This is a genomic window from Bacillus sp. LR_5, from assembly GCF_042709275.1.
In genome coordinates this window covers 1-20,919 of sequence record NZ_JAVAXX010000054.1, presented here as the reverse complement: position 1 = coordinate 20,919, position 20,919 = coordinate 1, and the positions used below count along the sequence as shown (strand labels likewise).

Here is a 20,919-nt window from a genome sequence, read left to right as displayed (position 1 = left end):
CCCTTTCTGTAAGCCTGGTTTTCATTTTTATTTAGAAGCTTTTCGCATTTGGCTTGTTGTAGCCGTAACGCTCAAAGAACTCTTCTCGGAAATCACCCAGACGATCCTCGCGAATAGCCTGTCTTACCTGCTCCATTAAGTGTAACAGAAAATGAAGGTTATGGTAAGTTGTTAATCGAAGGCCAAATGTTTCATTGCAGCGGATCAAGTGTCTGATATACGCGCGAGTGTAGTTTTTACATGTATAGCAATCACACTCTTCATCAATCGGACGGAAGTCTCTTTCAAATTTCGCATTTTTCATATTGAGACGGCCTTCAGCTGTAAACACAGTGCCGTTTCTTGCAATCCGGGTAGGCAGCACACAGTCAAACATGTCGACCCCGCGGATCGCTCCGTCGATCAGCGCGTCCGGAGAACCAACTCCCATCAGATATCTCGGTTTATCCTTCGGCAAAAGCGGTGTTGTAAACTCGAGCACACGGTTCATGACATCCTTCGGTTCACCGACAGATAATCCGCCTATAGCATATCCCGGAAAATCAAGAGAAATCAAGTCCTTCGCGCTTTGCGTGCGCAGATCTTCATATTCTCCGCCTTGTACAATGCCAAACAGCCCTTGTTCATCCTGACGGTTGTGGGCATTCAGGCAGCGTTCTGCCCAGCGGCTTGTCCGTTCTACTGACCGCTTCATATAATCGTACTCTGCCGGATATGGCGGGCATTCGTCAAACGCCATCATAATATCAGAGCCGAGTGCGTTTTGGATCTCCATCGCTTTTTCCGGAGATAAAAACAGCTTGTCTCCATTTAGGTGATTGCGGAAATGAACGCCCTCTTCCTCTATATTACGAAACTTGCTTAAAGAAAAGACCTGAAAACCGCCTGAATCTGTTAAAATCGCGCGGTCCCAGTTCATAAATTTATGGAGCCCGCCGGCTTCTTTGACAATATCGTGACCCGGGCGGAGCCATAGGTGATAGGTGTTGCTTAAAATGATGCCCGCATCCATTGCTTTCAGCTCTTCAGGTGACATCGTTTTGACTGTCGCCAGTGTGCCGACCGGCATAAAAACTGGCGTTTCAAAGGAGCCGTGAGGGGTATGCACTTTGCCCAGCCGCGCTCCTGTTTGTTTGCATTCTTTTATAAATTCATAGCGTATTGGTTGTTCAGCCACTTTTGATGAGGCCTCCTGTTCTTAAATTATAGAATCAGCATCGCGTCTCCGAAGCTGAAGAAACGGTATTCCTCTTCCACCGCATGATTATAAGCGCGCAGAACGTTTTCTCTTCCAGCAAGCGCGCTCACCAGCATAATCAAAGACGATTTCGGCAAATGGAAGTTTGTAATCATTCCGTCAATGGCTTTAAATTCATAGCCCGGATAAATAAAAATAGATGTCCAGCCGCTTGATGCTTTAAATTGCCCGTCATGTTCCCCGGCAATCGTTTCAAGCGTGCGTGTCGATGTCGTGCCGACGGAAATGATCCGGCCTCCCTTTTCTCTCACTTTGTTTAAGGCTGCAGCCGTTTCTTCTGACATTTGATAAAACTCCGCATGCATATTATGCTCTTCAACGTCATCGGCACTCACAGGGCGAAACGTTCCAAGGCCTACGTGCAGAGTGATGAACTCAATTTGCACACCTTTGTCTTTCAATTGCTGTAAGATTTCTTCCGTGAAGTGAAGGCCTGCAGTAGGCGCGGCCGCTGAGCCGATTTCTTTAGAATACACGGTCTGGTAGCGCTCTCTGTCATCAAGCTGTTCTTTAATATATGGCGGGAGCGGCATCTCTCCAAGGGATTCCAGCACTTCGTAGAAAATACCGTCATACTGGAATTCCATTTTTCTGCCGCCATGCTCAAGCTCTTCCGTGCAGACAGCTTTCAACCTTCCGTCTCCAAATGTCACAATGGTTCCTTTTTTTACCCGTTTCGCCGGTTTGGCAAGTGTTTCCCACCTGTCACCAGCTTCCTGTTTCAGCAAAAGCAGTTCCACTTTCGCGCCAGTATCCTCTTTTGTGCCGAATAACCGCGCAGGCAGCACACGGGTATTGTTCAGCACAAGACAATCTCCTTCTTTAAAGAAGCTGATAATGTGTTTAAACGAGCTGTCAGTCAGCTTTCCTGTATGTTTATCAAGCACCATCAGCCTTGAAGCATCACGCTGCTCCAACGGCACTTGTGCAATTAAACGTTCCGGTAATTCAAAATCAAATAAATCGACTTTCATGATGATTTCACCTTTATTCTAGTCTTTTGTTATTTCATTCTGCCGAATAGATTAAGCAAAATTGATAATACCACACTTATGATGATACAAGTGACAACCGGGAAGAAAAACGTGACATTTCCTTTTTTCACAAAAATATCTCCCGGCATCTTGCCGACAAAATGCAACACTGCTCCGATGATAAGCAAAACAGCACCAAGAATCATAATGATCTTAGGAAATTCAGTCATATCGGGGAGCCTCCATTTGGAAATGATGATAAACGGCCGGTGTCACGATCCTTCCCCGCGGCGTTCTTTGGATAAATCCGATTTGCAGGAGGTACGGTTCGTACACGTCTTCAATCGTATGCGGTTCTTCGCCGATCGTGGCTGAAATGGTATCAAGACCCACCGGACCGCCGTTAAATTTTTCGATCATGCCCATCAGCAGCTTGTGATCAATATGATCCAAACCGAGACGGTCAACCTGCAGCCGCTCCAGCGCATCCTGCGAAATCTCTTCCGTGATCCGGCTGTCACCCAGCACCTGGGCGAAATCCCGGACCCTTCTCAGCAGGCGGTTCGCTACGCGGGGCGTCCCTCTCGATCGCCTCGCGATTTCGAGAGCAGACGGGTTATCAATTTCAACCTCGAATACATCAGCGGTTCTTGTGACAATGTCCGCCAGCTCTTCTTGCGTATAGTACTCAAGGCGAGACATTACGCCGAAACGATCTCTTAACGGCGCCGTCAAAAGCCCTACCCTCGTCGTTGCGCCTACAAGCGTAAAAGGAGGAAGATCGAGCCGGACTGAGCGGGCAGAAGGGCCTTTGCCGATCACAATATCCAGACAAAAGTCTTCCATCGCAGGATACAGCACCTCTTCAATCGATCTATGAAGCCTATGTATTTCATCGATAAATAATACATCTCCCGGCTCTAGCGCCGTTAATATGGCAGCCAAATCACCAGGCCTTTCAATCGCAGGCCCAGATGTCGTACGTAATTCCACTCCCATTTCATTGGCAACGATGGAAGCAAGCGTTGTTTTCCCGAGTCCGGGCGGCCCGTACAGAAGAACATGATCAAGTGTCTCCTGTCTCATTTTTGCCGCATCTATAAACACGCGCAAATTTTCTTTCACCTTATGCTGCCCGATATACTGAGCCAAATTTTGCGGCCTCAGGCTTTGCTCTATCACTGATTCATGGTTGTCTGCTTCACTTGAGACGAGCCGTTCATCCATGAACATCACCTTACTTCAATAGTTTTTGTAATGCTTTTTTCACATATTGGTCTGTTGTGAGTCCAGTATCTTCTTTTAAGTGAGGAAGCACCTTTTTAATTTCTTTTTCAGCATATCCGAGAACCCTGAGGGCCTCTAGCGCTTCTTCCAGAGCTGTTTCTGCTGTTTGTTTTTCAAGCCTTTCTTCATGATTAAACAGATTTTCAATCATTTCAGGCACAACATCAGCGAGTTTTCCTTTTAAGTCAAGAATAATCTGGCGAGCAGTTTTCTTTCCTACACCAGGAAACTTGACCAAAAAGGCTTCATCCTCATTTTCAATCGCTTGGATTACCGCTCCCGGATCACCTGAGCCCAAGATGGCGAGTGCGCCTTTTGGACCGATTCCGGTCACGTTTAACAGTTTTGTAAAGAGCGCCTTCTCCTCTCTTGTTGAAAAACCGTAAAGCGAAAAAGCATCCTCTCTGATATGATGGTACGTAAAAATCGTTTCTTGGTTTCTCTCCTTATATATAAACGGATTCGGCGTGAAAATCTGATAGCCAATGCCGCCGTTCTCTATCACAATATATTGGGGAGATACATAATCAATCGTCCCTTTAACAAATTCAATCACGCAAATTCACCTCTTTGACTGTTCTTCATTGTACCATAAAAACAGCCAAAGTCTTATAGAAAAGTTAACATACGTTCGCTTCTCTCTCATTCTTCCACGAAAAAAAAAGACATGATTACATGTCTTCAATCAGCGGACGTTATCCGCTGTATGTCTTTATGTGTTCTATGACATCCTCAAACTCCGCTTTTGTCCGAAATGGAATGCCTTTCAGCAGATTTTTTTGCATATGGCTTTCCAGCCTTTCTAAATCAATTTGAAAAAAAGACTGAATCGGTTCGGAAGCTGACTCAGGCCGACCATGAAAAGTGGAGATCACTCCATTATCCGATACACCGATATACCCATTTACCTTACTGAGCGGTGAAATATCGTCCATTTGCTTCCGGAAGAGCACATATCCCTTTTTTTGTTCGACAAGCGTCCAGCCGGCATAGGCTGCCCAAAAATCATCCATAGAAAGCACTTTTTCACGTTTATGCTCAATGCTGACATCTCCGTCCAAATACACTTTCTCAAGCTGCACATGCACTTGCAGCGGTTCATAGTGCTCCACTTCCGCCCCAAGCGCGCGGGGAGGAGCATCTATTAGAAATGCTGCGGCTGAGCAAAGAATGCCCAGCAAAAGATACGCCGTGCTGAATCGTTTCACCCTCTACACCTCTTTGCACACGTTTATGACTAGTTTGACCAAAGAGGCTACTGCTTAACCGTTTTCTCGAAATTTGTTTGCACGTTTTCTCTGACAAGCCGTTCCTCCGTATACACACCGGCGCTTTTCTCAGAAATCGTCAAGAATTGTGTCAGAAAAGCGCTGAAAAAATACAATACTGCAAAGATCCAAATGACCCCGCCTGCGCCGAGCGGTCCAATGAAAAGACTTACGATGCCCGGCGCGATAAACGCACATAAACCAGATCCCAGATTTAACACTGACATGGCAGCGCCTTTATTATCAGGTGCAAGCGTCGGCAAAAGCGCGCTTAATGGAACGTAGCCAGCCAATGCCGCACCGTAACAGCAAGCGATAATCATCAGCACCCAATACTGATGCCCGATCAACTGTGGCGTGTAATAAAGCGCCAGCGTAAAAATACCGCACCCGACACCGCCAAACCACATCACGGTATTGCGCCAGCCAAGTTTATCTCCGATTGCACCGAAAATGATATTAAACACAATATTCACAAAAAATAGCGTCCCCCATATTTGCAGCCATTCCGAAACGGAATACCCGTAACGCGCTAAATAAGTAGGGAGAAAGATGGCAAATCCGAATTGTCCTATGGCATTAATCGTCTTGACCACTCCGCCGATGCCGACTTTAGGGTTTTCAAACATAATTGTAAATGCCTTCGACAGTTCTTTCCATTTCGGCTGATCTTGTTTTTGTACCGGTGTAAATTTATCTTTGTTAAAAAATAGGGCGAGGAATCCGCCTGCCGCCACAAACAGTAAAGCGCTCCAAAGCGTATTGATTTCTCCAAAGACCGGAACCGCATAGCTGGAATAGAACGGACCGAGTACGTTAAGGCCGCACGTAAACATAAACCAAAACCAGCCGACGGCTTTTCCGAGAATATGATGAGAGGTGCTGTATGACACCCACACGAGAAAAGAGTATGCAAACAGCGGATATCCTAAGCCTCTAAGTGCATAGCTGCCTAAGAGAGCCGGATAATGCATATGAGGAATCGCCCAGCCGATAAAAGCGGCCGAACCGAGGATAAATGCAAGCAAGCCGACAGTCATCGTTTTTCTTGGCCCCCAAGTTTGGACAAACGTGCCTGATAGCCAAGCCGAGATGGTGACAGCAATGCCGTACATGGTAAATAACGATGCGGATTGCTGCATGCTGAGACCATGATCAACGAGAAAAGGAGACAGCCAGCCTTGTTCGAGCCCGTCTCCAACCATAAAGATGACAACGCCAATATAACCCCAAACCATGTGAGAAGGAATTCCGATTTTATCCAAAACATTTCCTTTAGCATGTGCTGTATTCATTTTCTCCACCGCCTACTTTTTTTCTAAAGTATCAATGGAGGTTCTATACCCAAGCTTGCTGAAATGTAATCCCGTTTGGTCAAAAAGCGACTTTTTCAGTATGCTCAATACTGACAGGCATGCCAAAAGCAAGCGATTGCTGTGCCGCTCTGGCGATCCGTTCCGCCTGAAAACCGTCATTGCCGGTGCAGGCAGTTTCCCGGTTTGTTTTGATCGCTTCTGCAAACCGAAGAACCTCCTCCTCATACGCATCTTTATAACGTTCAAGGAAAAAGAAATGCGGTTTATCCTTCATCACAAAATCAGCAGTTGACACTTCAACCGTCGTCGGCCTGCTGTTGTCCGCCGCTGCAGAGCCTTTCGTCCCGAAAACCTCGACCCGCTGGTCATATCCGTACACAGCTTGGCGGCTGTTGTCAATCACAGCCATGGCACCGTTTTCAAAAGTCAGTGTAATGACAGCTGTATCAATATCGCCCAGCTCTGCAAAAGAGGGATTCACCAGAGCCGCCCCTTTTGCATACACTTCCGTCACTTCGCTTCCCACAATATACCTGGCCATATCAAAATCATGGATCGACATATCCATAAACAAGCCGCCTGAAGTACGGACATAATCTATATTCGGGGGCTCTGGGTCCCGCGACGTGATTTTTAATAAATGGGGCGTACCGATTTCACCATTTTCAACAATTGTTTTGATTTTCTTAAAATGAGGATCAAAACGGCGATTGAATCCGACTTGGAGTGCAACCCCGTGTTTCCGGACGGCCGCAAGCGCTTCTTTTGTTTCGTCCAGAGAGAAACTGACGGGCTTCTCACAAAAAATATGCTTTTTCGCCTCGGCTGCTTCTCTTATCATCTGTGCATGTACGGCTGTCGGTGAGCAAATAAAAACAGCGTCAATATCCGGGTCATGTAATAACTCACGATAATCAGAGGTTATGTATTCAATCTGATGACTGTCGGCCCAGCTTTTTATACGGCTTACCTGAATATCAGAGACTGCTTTTATTTTCATATGAGGAATCCGGCGTATATTTTGAACATGAAGTTTGCCGATGCGCCCTGCACCGATAATCCCTGTCACAATCTGTTTTGTCATGGCTTGTTCCCCCTTGAACATTTACGAAAGCGCTTTATTTAAAATTAATACTATCCCATTTGTAAGCGCTTTTCAAGAATAGAAATGAGCGCTCTATGTCTCTTTTATCACAATTAATGCTTATAGGTAGCCTTCTTCTTCAAGACCAGATACACTAGAATTAGGCTCTTTTTCCTGAACAGTTTATGATTTTCCTATAAACAACTGCATAAAATAGAGCAAAGAAGGTGAATGAAATGCTGACAAAAGCAGAGGCACTGGCCCATTCAGTCATATACCGCAAGAACAGCAGATTTGATAAAGTCAAAGAAAAACCCGAGGAATTAACACTAATCGGCAAGGGAAGAAGCGCCTATGTGTTTGCCTTAACAGAAGGCGATCGAAAAATGGCGCTGAAAGTATTTTTTCCGGAGTATCAAGCGACAGCCGTCAAAGAAGCCGCGATCTATGAAAAATTAGCCGGGTCCGCATTCTACCCTGACATTTACGAAACTGGTGATTCATTTATTCTCATGGAATATATTAAAGGCGAAACCTTTTATAACTGTCTGAAGAAAGGCATTGTGATTAGTGATGACATGATTCAGCAGGTTGAAGAAGCACTTTCTGACGCCCGGGCAGCTGGCCTGAACCCGTCAGACATTCATTTGCGGAATCTGATTCTGACAGAAACCGGGACAGTGCGGGTGATTGATGTTGCAAGATTCGAACAGACAAAAAAGTGCACCCAGTGGGACGATTTAAAATCAGCTTATCATGCACTCTATAAAAAACCGATATTCCCCAAAAAGATTCCGGGTTTTTGGCTGGAGATCATCGCATTTTTATATAAGAAAAATTGGTTACAAAAGCATTTCGCACAACGGAAAAGAAAATATTCTTAAATCAAAAAGGCAGCCGCACAAGCGGCTGCCTTCGTCCATATATTTTTACTTTCTAAAGGCAGAAATCAGTTTCATTTGTTCAGGCGACAGCTTAATTCGATAGCCTCTCACAGTTAAGTAGACCGCTTCTGAGCCTTTCTCGCTGGAATGACAAGTCGTTTTCTCCATTTCTGTCTCCCCTCACCCTTTATTTGTTTTATTTCATCATACCACCGCTTTATTGAGGGAATTTTAAGGAAATGTAAAGATAGTATGAACCTGATATGTGGTGAAATTTAGAAAAACGCAGCGTAATCAATATGCTGCGTTTTTCTTTTTTCCTTCCTCTTCTTATTGATAATTACCGGTCATATAATGTGACAAATCGATTGTAGAAATAGTTCAATTAGCCCAAAATCCTTTTTATACATGTATTCGAAATGAAGTGAGGAGGAAGCCTAATGGCAGATTTTGTTACTAGTTTAAACGAGGTCTTATGGAGTACCCCTGTCATTTATATTTTATTGGGGATTGGATTAATCTTTTCTATTATGACCCGTTTTTTACAAGTCAGACATTTGAAAGAAATGATTGTTCTGATGTTCAAAGGAAAGAGCTCTGAAGCCGGCGTTTCTTCTTTTCAAGCATTATCGATTGCGCTGTCCGGACGAGTGGGGACAGGAAACATCGCGGGTGTGGCGACAGCAATTGCATTCGGCGGACCCGGTGCGGTGTTCTGGATGTGGGCGATTGCCTTTATCGGTGCGGCGAGCGCCTTTGTTGAGTCAACTCTTGCCCAAATTTACAAAGTGAAACAAGGCGGCCAATATCGAGGGGGTCCGGCTTATTATATTGAAAAAGGCTTAGGCATTAAGTGGTTTGCCGTCTTTTTTGCCGCTGCTGCCCTTATTGCAATGGCCCTTCTGATGCCGGGCGTACAGTCCAACTCCATTGCGGCTGGCGTCAAAAATGCATTCGGCATCTCCCCTGCCATTACAGGCTGTGTTCTCGTTTTATTATTAGGGTTTATCATTTTTGGCGGTGTCAAACGAATTGCCAGTGCCGCGCAAATGATTGTTCCGTTTATGGCCATTGGCTATATCCTGCTGTCTTTGATCATTATTATCATGAATGTTTCTGAATTGCCTGCTGTGATCTCATTGATTTTCAAAAGCGCTTTTGCTTTAGATTCCGCTTTTGGCGGCCTGATCGGCATGGCGATTTCCTGGGGTGTCAAACGAGGCATTTACTCAAACGAAGCTGGCCAGGGAACCGGCCCGCATCCGGCGGCCGCTGCAGAAGTTTCCCACCCGGTCAAGCAGGGGCTGGTTCAGGCATTTTCTGTTTATATCGACACGTTATTTGTATGTTCCGCTACAGCTTTCATGATCTTGTTTACCGGCATGTACAATACTCAGGCTGCAGATGGTTCCTTTATCGTTCATCAACTTAAAGGCGTAGAGGCGGGGCCCGGTTTCACACAAGCGGCCATTGACAATGTTCTTCCCGGATTCGGTGCAGGCTTTGTTGCCATCGCTTTATTCTTCTTCGCATTTACAACAATTATGGCATATTACTACATCGCAGAAACAAATATCGTCTATTTAGCCCGAGGCAGAGAAAGCAAATGGGCAATGCTTGGCTTAAAACTGATTATTTTAGCCGCGACGTTCTATGGAACAGTGAAAACCGCTTCTCTTGCTTGGGCATTAGGCGATGCAGGGCTTGGCATTATGGTATGGCTGAACGTCATTGCAATTGTGCTGTTAGCCAAACCGGCGCTTCTCGCTTTAAAGGATTACGAGCGCCAAAAGAAGCAGGGCTTAGACCCGGTCTTTGATCCGAAAGCGCTGGGGATCAAAAACGCTGATTTCTGGGAGAAAGAATACACACAGGAAAATGAGCGTGTCTCTTGAATATACAAAAACCGGCCCGATATGACATCGTGCCGGTTTTTTATGAGCGATAATTGGTATATACTTCTTGAACATCATCGTCATCCTCAAGGATGTCGATCAATTTTTCCAGCTTCTCAACAGCCTGATCATCGGCATCTGCATAGGTTTTCGGAAGCATGGTCACCTCTGCCGAAGAAATTGGATATTTCGATTCGAGAGCTGTTTTTACCTTTTCAAAACGCTCGGGCTCTGTTAATACCTCATATTGGTCTTCTTCAGTCTTCAGTTCTTCTCCCCCTGCTTCCAGCACATCCAGCATGAGCTCATCTTCTTCTATTTGCCGATCTGTACGGTCGATTGCAATAAATCCCTTCCGTTCAAATAAAAAGGCTACACATCCGCTTTCTCCCAGACTTCCGCCATTTTTATTAAATGCTGTCCGCACATTTGAGGCCGTTCGGTTTTTGTTATCTGTTACACATTCAACCATCACGGCAATCCCTGATGGGCCATAGCCTTCATAGGTAATTTCCTCATAGCTGCTTCCATCTAAGCTCCCCGCAGCTTTTTTAATGGCACGGTCTATATTTTCATTCGGCATATTGGCGCCTTTTGCTTTTTCGATGACAAGACGCAATGCTGAATTTGCTTCAGGATCAGCTCCGCCTTCTTTCGCTGCCACATAGATTTCTTTCGCAAGCTTCATAAATATTTTCCCGCGCTTTGCATCCTGCGCATTTTTTCTTTTTTGTATGTTTTTCCACTTGGAATGGCCTGCCATGTTTTCACCTTCTTTTACATTTTCTATGTACACTTTAATGGGTATTGTCCGTTGATGCAATGAAAAAGGCTGCCGAACATCACTTCCGGCAGCCTTCATCCTTAGCGGGCGTTCATTTTATGAAGTCTTCTGAACAGTCCTTTATCTGTGGACACTTGGACGTCACGGTCATTCGCATAGTTGCGTGCCGCTTTTGCAACGTTATCCCTGTCGGACTTTGTGAAATCTGTATGGCTTCTGACTGCGACGACTACTCGGTCATCCGTTACCATCACTTGTGTGTCATTGACATTTTTCACTTGTTTCACACGGTTGGCAATTTTTGCAGCCAGTCTTCTGTTTTCTTGGTTGTTATATCCGTTGTTCGTCACGTTCCGATTCATGTTTCTGTTATTCGTGTTGTTATATGTTCCGTCAGTTGCCAAAGGAACGCGATCGTCAGCAGTAACACGGTCACGGTTATTCACATTCGTTGTGTTTCGGTTACCGCCGTTCTGGTCCTCCATTAATTCAGTAACAGGACCATCATTGTCGATTCCTTCTCCCTGTCTGTCAGCGTCATTTTCATTTGTATAATATCCGATTGGACGGGTGTTGCCGTTATTGCGTGTATCATTCATAGCATTATCGTTTGCTCCGCATGCTGTTAAGCCCGCTGTCATTAGAATCAAGCTTGCGATCGTCATTTTTTTACCCAATGGAAAAACCCCCCGTGGACGAATTGAGCATGTTTGCTCGTTTTTATCATGTGCGTCCGAGGGGGATGTTAAGCGTGTAAGTTCTGTCCATTTGACAGTGATCTGCGCCGAAACAAAAAAAGGAACGATTTACATCGTTCCGCACAATCACTCATTTTCTTCTTCCGGCCGGCCAAACATTTGGTTTACAGAAGGCTGATTCGCCATTGGCATAGAAACTCCGGCCGCATATGGATTTGGATTCGCGCCGCCGTAAGGCATATTAGGGGTACCATAAGCTCCGCCTCCAGAATAGCCAGGTGCGGAGTAATATGGCTGATGATCATCATCACATCCGCAGTCGTCATGATCTTTATACGGCATGTATCCTGGGGCCGCTGGCGGCTGGTATGCACCCATCACTTGAGGAGTGCCATAATGAGGGCCATACGGCATATGTCCATACGGAGATCCATAAGCCGGAGATGCGTATTGAGGCGCTCCGTATGAACCGAAATGTCCGTGATGGCTGTTTTCATGATACTGGTTTTCATATTGACCCGGATCATACTGAGGCGATACAAAACTTGGCTGGTATCCATGTGGCTGATACATTGGATAAGCTTGTGCCGGATAGTACGGGTAGCATAATCCTGACCCTGGAAGAATTGGTGAAACAGGAACCGGACATGGCACGAAATGAGCCGGATAATGATGATAAGGCTGAACAGCCGGCATATTCGGAACTGTGTGATGAACGTTTTCTTCTTCCATACCGCCTACCTCTGGCGCCTTTGGCATATTAGGCATATTCGGATAATTTGCATTTTCCATATTACTCATAGCCTCCTGTTGTGGAAATTGATCTTGGTCTTGCATGTGATACATCTGATCCATATTTCCGTCATGATGTTTTTTCGGCTCCTCCGGTTTAGGAGGCGACCAAGGCTGGAAAAGCTGTTTCATATCATAATAATCGTTCACATCAGCTTCAGGATACACATTTTCCTGCAAATTAGGCATCGGCGGGACATACGGCACAGACTTCTTTTCTTTCGGCTTTGTGTCTTCTACGTCGACAACGGATTTAGGCTTCTCTTTCGCATATGGATGATCTTGCTTCACACTCCCGGGTACCGGACTTTTGCCCGCTTTTGGCTCTTTTCTGACCGGGACACCTTCAGACGGCACTTTTATTTTCATTCCAGGCATGACTAAGTCTGGATTGCTGAGCTGTGTATTAAGCTTCTTCACTTCCTCAATATCGACTCCGTACTTTTCAGCTATTTTCAAGAGCGAATCGCCTTTTTGAACGATATGGATTTTCAACGTTTTCCCCTCCTATGCAAAACGTGAACAGTTCAGCTGTGATTACAATATGTTTCTTCACAACATATGCCTGAACAAAAGAAGTTATGAGTACAGGAGGGGAAATATTTCTGATTTACGTGATCGAAAGCATTCGATTCAGGGCAAGGAGGGCATCTTGCTGAATGGCTTTTGGCACCTTGATCACACCCGAAGGTTCTCCTTTTTCTATTTGTTCCAAAGACCACAGCAAATGCGGCAAATCGATTCGGTTCATTGTCAGACATGGGCACATGTCAGGATTAAGTGATTCGACTTGTTTATCAGGGTGATCGTGAATAATCCGCTGAACAAGATTCATTTCTGTTCCGATTGCCCACTTGCTTCCCGCCGGAGCCTGGTTGATTGTATCGATAATATATTTTGTTGATCCGCTGTCGTCACTTAGTGTCACGACTTCATGTGAACACTCCGGATGCACAATGATCCGAATGTCAGGATCACGGTCCCTCACATCTTGGATATTTTTCGCGGTGAATTTTTCGTGAACAGAGCAGTGCCCTTTCCACAAAATCACTTTCACATTCTTATGCTCAGGTTCAGCTACTAATTCATCTTTTATCGGATCCCACACAGCCATATCCTCAAGCGCGATGCCCAAATCATAAGCCGTATTTCTCCCTAAATGCTGATCAGGCAAAAATAAAATTCGTTTTTTCTGTGTAAACGCCCATTTAAGCACTTTTTTCGCATTCGAAGAAGTCACAGTCGCTCCGCCATGCTTACCGACGAAAGCCTTGATCTCCGCAGTGGAGTTCACATAAGTTAAAGGTATGATCGTATCTCCAAATATATGCTGAAGTTTCTCCCATGCCCTATTGGTCTGCTGCATATCAGCCATGTCGGCCATAGAACACCCTGCTCTCATATCAGGCAGGATGACCGTTTGTTCCTCGCCTGTCAGCATATCAGCGGTTTCTGCCATAAAGTGTACGCCACAAAAAACAATATAATCCGCTTCTTTGTTTTTTTCCGCAATTTGGGCCAGCTGCAGGGAATCGCCTGTTTGGTCAGCAAATTGTATCACTTCATCTTTTTGATAATGATGTCCTGGTATAAAGAGCCTGCTGCCGTACTTTTTCTTAATGGCGGCAACACGCGTTTCCATATCCTTTCTCGACATTCCTTTGTAACCTTCAGGCATCATATCATTCGATCGTTTTATCACATCAAGAATTGACATAACGGCATTCCTCCGCAGATTCATTTGATAATGTAACATCCATGCTGATATCTAAACTTTTGACGGAATGAGTCAGAAACCCTAATGAAATATAATTCACGCCCGTCCCTTTAAAAGCAGCCAAAGATTCTAACGTAATCCCGCCCGAAGCTTCAGTTTTTATATGGTCCGGTGTGAGAGTTGCAAAATGACGGACCGTCTCAGGCGGGCAGTTGTCAAACATAATAACATCTGCGCCTGCTTCAATTGCTTCTCGCAGTTGTTCCTCCGTTTCAATTTCCACCTCAATATTTACCATATGTCCCACGGTCTGACGCGCTTTTTGGCATGCCTCTAAAATAGAGCCACATGCTGCAATATGATTGTCTTTAATCATGACGCCGTCATACAAGCCGAATCGATGATTATACCCGCCGCCCGCTCTGACAGCGTATTTTTCCAGCATTCTCAGCCCCGGTGTTGTTTTTCTCGTGTCACAAATTTTAATCTGTTCATCATCCAGCCTACGGACTGCCTCCCTTGTCATCGTCGCAATTCCTGACAGCCTCTGAATAAGATTTAATACGACCCGCTCTCCTGACAGAAGCGCAGCCGCCGGACCGCGTAACACGGCAATCACTTCACCTTTTCGCAAAATGTCTCCATCTGTTTTGTGTAAAATGGTTTGAACATTTTCATCTAATAAAGCAAAGCCCTCTTTTATCACCGCAGCTCCTGCAAAGATACCGTCTGACTTTGCAACAATCTCAGCTTCACAGCTCTGTTCTCTAAAGATGGCCTGCGATGTTAAATCCCCCATCCCTATATCCTCAAGAAAAAAGTGATTCAGCAATTTTTTCAGCTGTAAATGATTCATTTTTCCAAATCCCCTCGTTTTTTCTAATCTTCGTTCCCTTTTTTGTATGGACAATTTGTCTTCCTTGCCAGCGCACATCAGCTTGAGGAAAATCGGTGCGGAAGTGAGCCCCTCTGCTTTCCTCCCGCAAAAGCGCAGAAGATGTCATCAGCTTTGCAGCCTGCCATAAATGAGAAAGCTCCAGCTGAGGTATTGTGATGTCCTTCACATTCATTTCCTGAAAAGACAGCATATGAAGCCAGTTGCTCAGCTCAATCAGACTGCCTTGTTCCCGCAAGATAGACATGTGGTTTGTCATTCTGCTTTGCAATTCATACACCTCTGTATTCGGCACCTTGTAGATTACGCTGGTTTCTGATGATGATTGATATTGCCTGTTATAAACCGGTTTTTGCATAATATGCTCTGCTGCTCTTTTTCCAAACACCAGTGCCTCCAACAAGGAATTGCTCGCAAGCCGATTGGCTCCATGTAAACCGGTACATGCAGTCTCTCCAATCGCATAAAGCCCCGGTACTGTCGTTTCCCCCCAGCAACTAACTGAAACACCTCCCATTAAGAAATGCATTCCCGGTGCCACAGGGATTTTTCCGCTTTGGATATCAACCCCTGCTTTTTCACAAATAGCGGTGATGGTAGGGAAACGTGCTTCGAAATCAGAAATCGCACTGCAGTCAATGTAAACGCGGTTTCCTTTTGCCATTTCTTCATGAATAACCCGTGAGACGATGTCCCTTGGAGCCAAGTCACCTAAAGGATGTCGTTCAGCCATAACCCGGCGGCCATTTTCGTCAACTAAACATCCGCCTTCCCCTCTGACAGCCTCTGAAACAAGCCCGTAGGAAACACCATTTTTTACAAGCAGTGTCGGGTGAAACTGGGTAAACTCTAAATCAGTTAATTCCGCTCCGGCCCGGTAAGCTAAAGAAAGGCCGTCACCTGTGACAGATGAATCGTTCGTATGGTGAAGAAACAGACTCCCGCATCCGCCAGCCGCCAGCACAACTTCATCCGCATGTCTTACCTTGATCTGCCCCTGGCTGTCTTTTGTCATGACGCCGATACAGCGTCCATTCTCAACAAGCAAATCTGCTGCTGTTTCATGCTCGATTAACTCGATGTTGCTGTCGATCTGTTTCAGCAAATAATCAACAAGCAGTCTGCCTGTTGCGTCTCCGCCTGCATGAAAAATACGGTTGTATGAGTGGGCTCCTTCTCTGCCAAGACAAACATCGCCTTGCTCATTGCGGTCGAATGGAAATTCACTCTCCAATAGGCTTTGAATCATGATTTTTCCATCATGTAAAACGTCTGCTGTAATAGCTAGATCATTATGTCCGCATCCTGCATATAACGTATCCTCCAGATGGGCTTCAATCGAGTCACCTTTTGCATAAGCCGCAGCAATGCCGCCTTGCGCGTAGACAGAGTTGCTATTTTTGACGCTTTTTTTAGTGATGACAGTCACTTCATATGAGGGCGGGAAAGCTGACGCTAAAGAAAGTGCCGCCGCCCCTGAACCGATGACTGCAATCGTCTTTTTAGACATATGCCACCCTCCTGTTGTTTACACCTGTCTTGACACCTATATTTACACAAGGATAAAATAAACTCAAGAGTTTTTTATGGAGAACGGATGGAGGAAGACCGGATGATTTATTTAGATTTTGCAGCGACAACGCCTATTTGTGAGGAAGCCCTTAACGTATATCAGAAACTCAGCATGGATATGTACGGAAATGCCAGCAGCCTGCATGATGCGGGAGGAAAAGCAAAGCACATACTGGAGTACTGCCGTGAAAAAATCGCCAATATCATTGGCGGAGAAGCAAGCGGCATCTATTTTACAAGCGGCGGCACTGAATCCAATTTTCTGGCCATTCAATCATTGCTAAACGGCCTGCCAAAAGCAAAAAGACATTTCATTACGACTGCCATGGAGCATCAGTCCATTCATAGCTGTGCTGCTTTTCTAGAACAGCATGGATTTGATGTAACAATCATTGAACCGGATGAATACGGGCTTATTACCGAGGAAATATTGGCAGCTCATATCCGGCCGGAAACAGGCCTGGTATCTATTCAGCATGCCAATTCTGAAACCGGGATCATTCAGCCCATTCAACGTCTGTCTTCATACCTCCACAATAGGGGTATTCTTCTTCATAGCGACGCTGTTCAAACGTTTGGAAAAATCCCAATCGATACAGAAGAATTGGGGGTGGATGCACTCTCTTTGTCCAGCCATAAAGTCCACGGTCCTAAAGGGGTGGGTGCGGTCTATATTCGGCCAAATGTCCCTTGGAAACCCGTTTATCCTCTCATCACTCACGAACATGGATTCAGAGCCGGCACCGTGAATGTCCCCGGAATCGGAGCCTTCACTGCTGCTGCGGAGCTAATAATAAGCGAAATGGAAAAACAGATATCCCGCAATGAGGCGTTAAGAACATACTTTCTAGACCAAATCCGCATCCGGTCTCTCCCTGTAACTCTTGCGGCAGACACTTCACAAGCAGAATGTCTTCCGCATATTATAGGGTGTTTTTTTCACTCATTTGAAGGACAATATGTTATGTTAGAATGTAATCGGAGTAATATTTGCATTTCAACGGGCAGCGCTTGTTCTGCCGGTTATCACGGTCCGTCTGCAACGATGAAAGCATTAAGAAAAACAGAACAAGAAGCCCTCCAATTTATCCGCATCTCTTTTGGAAGGCATACAACGGCTGAACAGCTGGATAAGTTATTACATACGTTTACAGCGCTTTGGGAACAAAAGAAAGGAGAATTCGATATTGACCGAAGAATTAAAGCTTATGGGCGCCAACAGGCGTGACCAGCTTCTTCTGTGGCTGAAGGAATCCACATCACCGCTGACAGGAGGAGAACTCGCAAAAAAAGCGAACGTTTCAAGACAGGTTATTGTACAGGATATATCGCTCTTGAAAGCGAAAAATGAACCGATTATCGCCACAAGCCAAGGATATGTATACATGGATGCAGCCGCTCAGCAGCACCAGCAGGCCGAAAGAATCATCGCTTGTCTGCACGGTCCTGAACGGACAGAAGAGGAACTGCAGCTCATCGTGGACGAAGGTGTTACAGTAAAAGACGTAAAAATCGAACATCCCGTATACGGAGATTTAACTGCTGCCATCCAAGTAGGCACCCGGAAGGAAGTTAGCAATTTCATTAAAAAAATCAATTCTACGAATGCAGCCTATTTATCACAGCTGACTGACGGCGTGCATCTCCATACACTGACAGCACCCGATGAACACCGCATCGACCAAGCCTGCCTAGCACTCGAGGAAGCAGGTATTTTAATTAAAGACTAAAAAAAGCCCTTAAAGGGGCTTTTTTTATAATTGGTAGGACTGATATGCACCAAGAAGTTTCACTTTGCAGCCGAGTGCTTCGAGCTCCTGCATGGCACCTGGAATCAACACCTCATCAAACGCTTTCTCAATATCAATAATAAAGAAATAATGGCCTAATCCGGTTTTAGTCGGACGTGACTCAATTTTTGACAAGTTTAAGTTTCTCCAAGAAAAAGCAGACAGCACTCTGTGCAAAGCCCCTGATTCATCCTGCGGAAGCATTACCATCAGGGTCGTTTTGGGCCTTGAACTCAATTTTGAATTGACTTCAAATGATATGTTTTCATCAGGAGACAGGATAACAAATCTCGTATGATTATCCCTATAATCCTGTATATCTCGTTTCACAATTTTTAATTCGTATGTAGAAGCTGCCATGTCATTGGCAATGACCCCGATATTCAGCTCGGGATGGTCACTGACAAATTTTGCTGCCGCCCCGGTTGAATTGGCGTATTCATATGGAACGGAAGGAAATTGTCGATGGAGAAATTTATGGCATTGCGCAATCGCGTGTGAGTGCGAGTAAATTTTGTCGAGCTCTTTCCATGCATTCTCTCTGGAAGGATGGACAAGCAAGTGCTGATGAATCGGCAATGTCATTTCACCCACAATTGGCAAGGGCTGTTCATGTATTAAATAGTCTATCGTTAAATTTACTGATCCTTCTAATGCATTCTCTAAAGGAACAAAAGCGAAATCAACTTCGCCTGCAACTGCCGCATCTATACACTCCGGTATGGTTCGGTAAGCAACATGTTCGGCGCCGTTTTGAAAACAAGAACTGACTGCTAGATGTGTGAATGTAGCTGCTGGACCTAAGTAACCGACTCTCATGACGATATTCTCTCCCTTATGCACCTGAACCTAATATTTCAACCTTTTCAACAAAATCAAACTTCCTGAGCTTATTCATTAACGTATGAATGTCCTCTTCCATGGCAGACGTACTGATAGACAGTGTCACATTTGCTCTGCCCTGAAGCGGAATCGTCTGGTGAATGGAAAGAACGTTGCTTCCAGAATCCGCTACAGCCTGCAGGAGCTGAGATAACGCACCTGACCTATCCTCCAAATGAAAGAAAAGTGTGATAATTTGTTCTTTAACCATAGTGTAGAATGGAAAAACAGCATCTCTGTATTTATAAAACGCACTTCTGCTTAAATCGACCTTTTGAACGGCATCTGCCACTGAATCTGCTTTTTTTCGATCAAGCAGCTTTTTGACTTCCAATGTTTTTCTCATCGCATCGGGCAATACATCTTCACGGACAAGATAAAATGTCTCCTCTTTCATTTGCATCCCCCCTTTAAAATAGAGAGCCTGACATCCAGGCTCTCCTTTCTGCCATCATTAATCAATAAATTCAAATTCAAACTCCAGAAGCCTGATAATATCTCCATCCTTGGCACCGCGTTCTCTGAGTGCTTCATCAACACCCATTCCGCGCATTTGTCTTGCAAACCGTTTAACCGATTCATCACGTGAGAAATCAGTCATCTTGAATAACCGCTCAAGGCTATCTCCTGAAAGCACAAATACACCGTCTGGATCGCGAGTAATGTTAAATGGCACTTCTTCATTCTCGATCGTGTACATGACACGGTTTTGTGTAAGCTCTTCCTCGTCATACAGCGGGAATTCCGGTGTGTTCTCCAGCTGATTGGCGACTTCAAACAGAAGCTCACGAAGGCCTTCTCTTGTCACCGCACTGACCGGGAATACCGGGTAATCATCCGTCAGCTTTTCTTTAAAGGCTTCAAGATTTTCCGCAGCCTGCGGCATGTCCATTTTATTTGCAACGATAATTTGCGGACGTTCCGTGAGACGCAAGTTGTACTCGCTCAGCTCCTGGTTAATCGTCACATAATCCTCATACGGATCGCGGCCTTCTAAGCCGGACATGTCAATGACGTGAACGATAACCCGTGTCCGTTCGATATGGCGCAAAAACTGGTGGCCAAGTCCGACGCCTTGGTGTGCGCCTTCAATCAGTCCCGGTAAATCGGCCATAACAAAGCTGCGTCCGTCATCCGTTTCAACCATGCCGAGATTCGGGACAAGCGTTGTAAAGTGATAGTCCGCAATTTTCGGTTTTGCAGATGAGACAACAGACAGCAAAGTGGATTTTCCAACACTCGGGAATCCGACAAGCCCGACATCCGCAAGCACTTTTAATTCAAGAACAACGTAGCGTTCTTTTCCCGGCTCGCCGTTTTCTGAAAGCTGAGGCGCGGGATTAGCCGGCGTAGCAAAGCGGGAATTTCCTCTTCCGCCTCTTCCGCCCCTTGCAATGACAGCCTGCTGTCCGTGCTCTGTTAAATCAGCGATGACCTGCTTTGTATCATCGTCTGTCACAACGGTGCCTGGCGGAACTTTAATGACCATATCATCAGCATTTCGCCCGTGCTGGTTTTTGGACATGCCATGCTCGCCGCGAATCGCTTTAAAATGTTTTTTGTATCTAAAATCCATCAGGGTGCGGAGACCTTCATCCACTTCAAAAACGACGTCTCCTCCCTTTCCTCCGTCACCGCCGGCAGGGCCGCCTTTCGGCACATATTTTTCACGACGAAACGCAACCATCCCGTTGCCGCCGTCGCCGCCTTTTACATATACTTTGACCTGATCTACAAACATAATGTCCTCCGTTCTAAACCGTTAAAAACTCCGCTAGTCCAACCCAATTTCAATCAGGCATTCGTGACTTGTGATCTCAAAG

The 20,919-nt window shown here is 45.4% G+C and carries 22 protein-coding genes; 4 read left to right on the top strand and 18 right to left on the bottom strand.

What is annotated here, in order from left to right:
- Nucleotides 1–31: 31 nt before the first annotated feature.
- From tgt to iolG, 8 genes are all read right to left on the bottom strand, one after another.
- Nucleotides 32–1,177, bottom strand: a complete 1,146-nt coding sequence (gene tgt, locus RAC86_RS13675; RefSeq protein ID WP_003237529.1) for a tRNA guanosine(34) transglycosylase Tgt — start codon at nt 1,175–1,177, stop codon at nt 32–34.
- 26 nt (nt 1,178–1,203) lie between these two features.
- Nucleotides 1,204–2,232, bottom strand: a complete 1,029-nt coding sequence (gene queA / locus RAC86_RS13670; protein ID WP_072566624.1) for a tRNA preQ1(34) S-adenosylmethionine ribosyltransferase-isomerase QueA — start codon at nt 2,230–2,232, stop codon at nt 1,204–1,206.
- 29 nt (nt 2,233–2,261) lie between these two features.
- Complete coding sequence (locus RAC86_RS13665) at nt 2,262–2,462, bottom strand: DUF2905 domain-containing protein (protein ID WP_003222669.1); 201 nt, start codon at nt 2,460–2,462, stop codon at nt 2,262–2,264.
- Nucleotides 2,455–3,459, bottom strand: a complete 1,005-nt coding sequence (gene ruvB, locus RAC86_RS13660; protein WP_072183425.1) for a Holliday junction branch migration DNA helicase RuvB — start codon at nt 3,457–3,459, stop codon at nt 2,455–2,457. The genes RAC86_RS13665 and ruvB overlap by 8 nt, the downstream gene beginning before the upstream one ends.
- A gap of 10 nt (nt 3,460–3,469) precedes the next feature.
- Nucleotides 3,470–4,075 (bottom strand): Holliday junction branch migration protein RuvA, encoded by a 606-nt coding sequence (gene ruvA, locus RAC86_RS13655; protein ID WP_003222665.1) that lies wholly within the window; start codon nt 4,073–4,075, stop codon nt 3,470–3,472.
- Nucleotides 4,076–4,214: 139 nt separating this feature from the next.
- Nucleotides 4,215–4,727 carry a sporulation cell-cell signaling protein BofC gene (gene bofC, locus RAC86_RS13650; protein ID WP_014114631.1) on the bottom strand — a complete coding sequence of 171 codons (513 nt, stop codon included), beginning with the start codon at nt 4,725–4,727 and terminating at the stop codon, nt 4,215–4,217.
- Between the two features lie 47 nt (nt 4,728–4,774).
- Nucleotides 4,775–6,082, bottom strand: a complete 1,308-nt coding sequence (locus tag RAC86_RS13645) for an MFS transporter (RefSeq protein WP_072566625.1) — start codon at nt 6,080–6,082, stop codon at nt 4,775–4,777.
- Nucleotides 6,083–6,161: 79 nt separating this feature from the next.
- Entirely contained in the window at nt 6,162–7,187 is a 1,026-nt protein-coding gene (gene iolG / locus RAC86_RS13640) for an inositol 2-dehydrogenase (RefSeq protein WP_072566626.1), read from the bottom strand.
- A 236-nt stretch (nt 7,188–7,423) separates the two neighbouring features.
- Here iolG and RAC86_RS13635 point away from each other — a divergent pair, with 236 nt between their 5' ends.
- Nucleotides 7,424–8,071: a phosphotransferase gene (locus RAC86_RS13635; protein WP_061186680.1), complete on the top strand. Its 648-nt coding sequence runs from the start codon at nt 7,424–7,426 to the stop codon at nt 8,069–8,071.
- A gap of 45 nt (nt 8,072–8,116) precedes the next feature.
- Here RAC86_RS13635 and RAC86_RS13630 read toward each other — a convergent pair whose 3' ends face one another.
- Nucleotides 8,117–8,239, bottom strand: coding sequence for a hypothetical protein (locus RAC86_RS13630; protein WP_014114635.1), 123 nt, complete (start codon nt 8,237–8,239; stop codon nt 8,117–8,119).
- Nucleotides 8,240–8,511: 272 nt separating this feature from the next.
- Here RAC86_RS13630 and RAC86_RS13625 point away from each other — a divergent pair, with 272 nt between their 5' ends.
- Nucleotides 8,512–9,966: an alanine/glycine:cation symporter family protein gene (locus RAC86_RS13625; protein ID WP_072183422.1), complete on the top strand. Its 1,455-nt coding sequence runs from the start codon at nt 8,512–8,514 to the stop codon at nt 9,964–9,966.
- 40 nt (nt 9,967–10,006) lie between these two features.
- Here RAC86_RS13625 and RAC86_RS13620 read toward each other — a convergent pair whose 3' ends face one another.
- The 6 genes from RAC86_RS13620 to nadB form a co-directional block, all read right to left on the bottom strand.
- Complete coding sequence (locus RAC86_RS13620) at nt 10,007–10,729, bottom strand: YebC/PmpR family DNA-binding transcriptional regulator (RefSeq protein ID WP_072183433.1); 723 nt, start codon at nt 10,727–10,729, stop codon at nt 10,007–10,009.
- A gap of 101 nt (nt 10,730–10,830) precedes the next feature.
- Nucleotides 10,831–11,427 (bottom strand): YhcN/YlaJ family sporulation lipoprotein, encoded by a 597-nt coding sequence (locus RAC86_RS13615; protein WP_072183421.1) that lies wholly within the window; start codon nt 11,425–11,427, stop codon nt 10,831–10,833.
- Between the two features lie 147 nt (nt 11,428–11,574).
- Nucleotides 11,575–12,735, bottom strand: coding sequence for a spore coat assembly protein SafA (gene safA / locus RAC86_RS13610; RefSeq protein WP_072566627.1), 1,161 nt, complete (start codon nt 12,733–12,735; stop codon nt 11,575–11,577).
- A 115-nt stretch (nt 12,736–12,850) separates the two neighbouring features.
- Entirely contained in the window at nt 12,851–13,957 is a 1,107-nt protein-coding gene (gene nadA, locus RAC86_RS13605; RefSeq protein ID WP_072566628.1) for a quinolinate synthase NadA, read from the bottom strand.
- The gene (gene nadC, locus RAC86_RS13600) at nt 13,944–14,813 is read right to left on the bottom strand and encodes a carboxylating nicotinate-nucleotide diphosphorylase (protein ID WP_041521025.1); all 870 of its coding nucleotides are present in this window, start codon (nt 14,811–14,813) and stop codon (nt 13,944–13,946) included. Before nadC ends, nadA begins: the two co-directional genes overlap by 14 nt.
- Entirely contained in the window at nt 14,767–16,362 is a 1,596-nt protein-coding gene (gene nadB, locus RAC86_RS13595; protein ID WP_061186685.1) for an L-aspartate oxidase, read from the bottom strand. The genes nadC and nadB overlap by 47 nt, the downstream gene beginning before the upstream one ends.
- A 102-nt stretch (nt 16,363–16,464) precedes the next feature.
- On the opposite strand from nadB, the gene RAC86_RS13590 reads away from it, so the two are divergent.
- The gene (locus RAC86_RS13590) at nt 16,465–17,652 is read left to right on the top strand and encodes an IscS subfamily cysteine desulfurase (RefSeq protein ID WP_061186686.1); all 1,188 of its coding nucleotides are present in this window, start codon (nt 16,465–16,467) and stop codon (nt 17,650–17,652) included.
- Nucleotides 17,612–18,154, top strand: coding sequence for a transcription repressor NadR (locus RAC86_RS13585; RefSeq protein WP_014114644.1), 543 nt, complete (start codon nt 17,612–17,614; stop codon nt 18,152–18,154). The genes RAC86_RS13590 and RAC86_RS13585 overlap by 41 nt, the downstream gene beginning before the upstream one ends.
- Before the next feature lie 24 nt (nt 18,155–18,178).
- Here the strand turns inward: RAC86_RS13585 and pheA are convergent, their stop codons facing one another.
- From pheA to obgE, 3 genes are read right to left on the bottom strand one after another with little or no spacing between them, the layout of a single operon-like run.
- Nucleotides 18,179–19,033: a prephenate dehydratase gene (pheA, locus tag RAC86_RS13580; protein ID WP_014114645.1), complete on the bottom strand. Its 855-nt coding sequence runs from the start codon at nt 19,031–19,033 to the stop codon at nt 18,179–18,181.
- A gap of 16 nt (nt 19,034–19,049) precedes the next feature.
- Entirely contained in the window at nt 19,050–19,493 is a 444-nt protein-coding gene (gene thrR, locus RAC86_RS13575; RefSeq protein ID WP_003222630.1) for a transcriptional regulator ThrR, read from the bottom strand.
- Between the two features lie 57 nt (nt 19,494–19,550).
- The gene (gene obgE, locus RAC86_RS13570) at nt 19,551–20,837 is read right to left on the bottom strand and encodes a GTPase ObgE (protein WP_014114646.1); all 1,287 of its coding nucleotides are present in this window, start codon (nt 20,835–20,837) and stop codon (nt 19,551–19,553) included.
- Between the last annotated feature and the right edge of the window lie 82 nt (nt 20,838–20,919).

Excerpts from the sequence above, each read along its gene's own strand:
- queA (WP_072566624.1), bottom strand. The coding sequence starts at position 2,232 with ATGAAAGTCGATTTATTTGATTTTGAATTACCGGAACGTTTAATTGCA.
- RAC86_RS13665 (WP_003222669.1), bottom strand. The coding sequence starts at position 2,462 with ATGACTGAATTTCCTAAGATCATTATGATTCTTGGTGCTGTTTTGCTT.
- ruvB (WP_072183425.1), bottom strand. The coding sequence starts at position 3,459 with ATGGATGAACGGCTCGTCTCAAGTGAAGCAGACAACCATGAATCAGTG.
- RAC86_RS13645 (WP_072566625.1), bottom strand. The coding sequence starts at position 6,082 with ATGAATACAGCACATGCTAAAGGAAATGTTTTGGATAAAATCGGAATT.
- iolG (WP_072566626.1), bottom strand. The coding sequence starts at position 7,187 with ATGACAAAACAGATTGTGACAGGGATTATCGGTGCAGGGCGCATCGGC.
- RAC86_RS13635 (WP_061186680.1), top strand. The coding sequence starts at position 7,424 with ATGCTGACAAAAGCAGAGGCACTGGCCCATTCAGTCATATACCGCAAG.
- RAC86_RS13630 (WP_014114635.1), bottom strand. The coding sequence starts at position 8,239 with ATGGAGAAAACGACTTGTCATTCCAGCGAGAAAGGCTCAGAAGCGGTC.
- RAC86_RS13625 (WP_072183422.1), top strand. The coding sequence starts at position 8,512 with ATGGCAGATTTTGTTACTAGTTTAAACGAGGTCTTATGGAGTACCCCT.
- RAC86_RS13620 (WP_072183433.1), bottom strand. The coding sequence starts at position 10,729 with ATGGCAGGCCATTCCAAGTGGAAAAACATACAAAAAAGAAAAAATGCG.
- nadA (WP_072566628.1), bottom strand. The coding sequence starts at position 13,957 with ATGTCAATTCTTGATGTGATAAAACGATCGAATGATATGATGCCTGAA.
- nadC (WP_041521025.1), bottom strand. The coding sequence starts at position 14,813 with ATGAATCATTTACAGCTGAAAAAATTGCTGAATCACTTTTTTCTTGAG.
- nadB (WP_061186685.1), bottom strand. The coding sequence starts at position 16,362 with ATGTCTAAAAAGACGATTGCAGTCATCGGTTCAGGGGCGGCGGCACTT.
- RAC86_RS13590 (WP_061186686.1), top strand. The coding sequence starts at position 16,465 with ATGATTTATTTAGATTTTGCAGCGACAACGCCTATTTGTGAGGAAGCC.
- pheA (WP_014114645.1), bottom strand. The coding sequence starts at position 19,033 with ATGAGAGTCGGTTACTTAGGTCCAGCAGCTACATTCACACATCTAGCA.
- thrR (WP_003222630.1), bottom strand. The coding sequence starts at position 19,493 with ATGAAAGAGGAGACATTTTATCTTGTCCGTGAAGATGTATTGCCCGAT.
- obgE (WP_014114646.1), bottom strand. The coding sequence starts at position 20,837 with ATGTTTGTAGATCAGGTCAAAGTATATGTAAAAGGCGGCGACGGCGGC.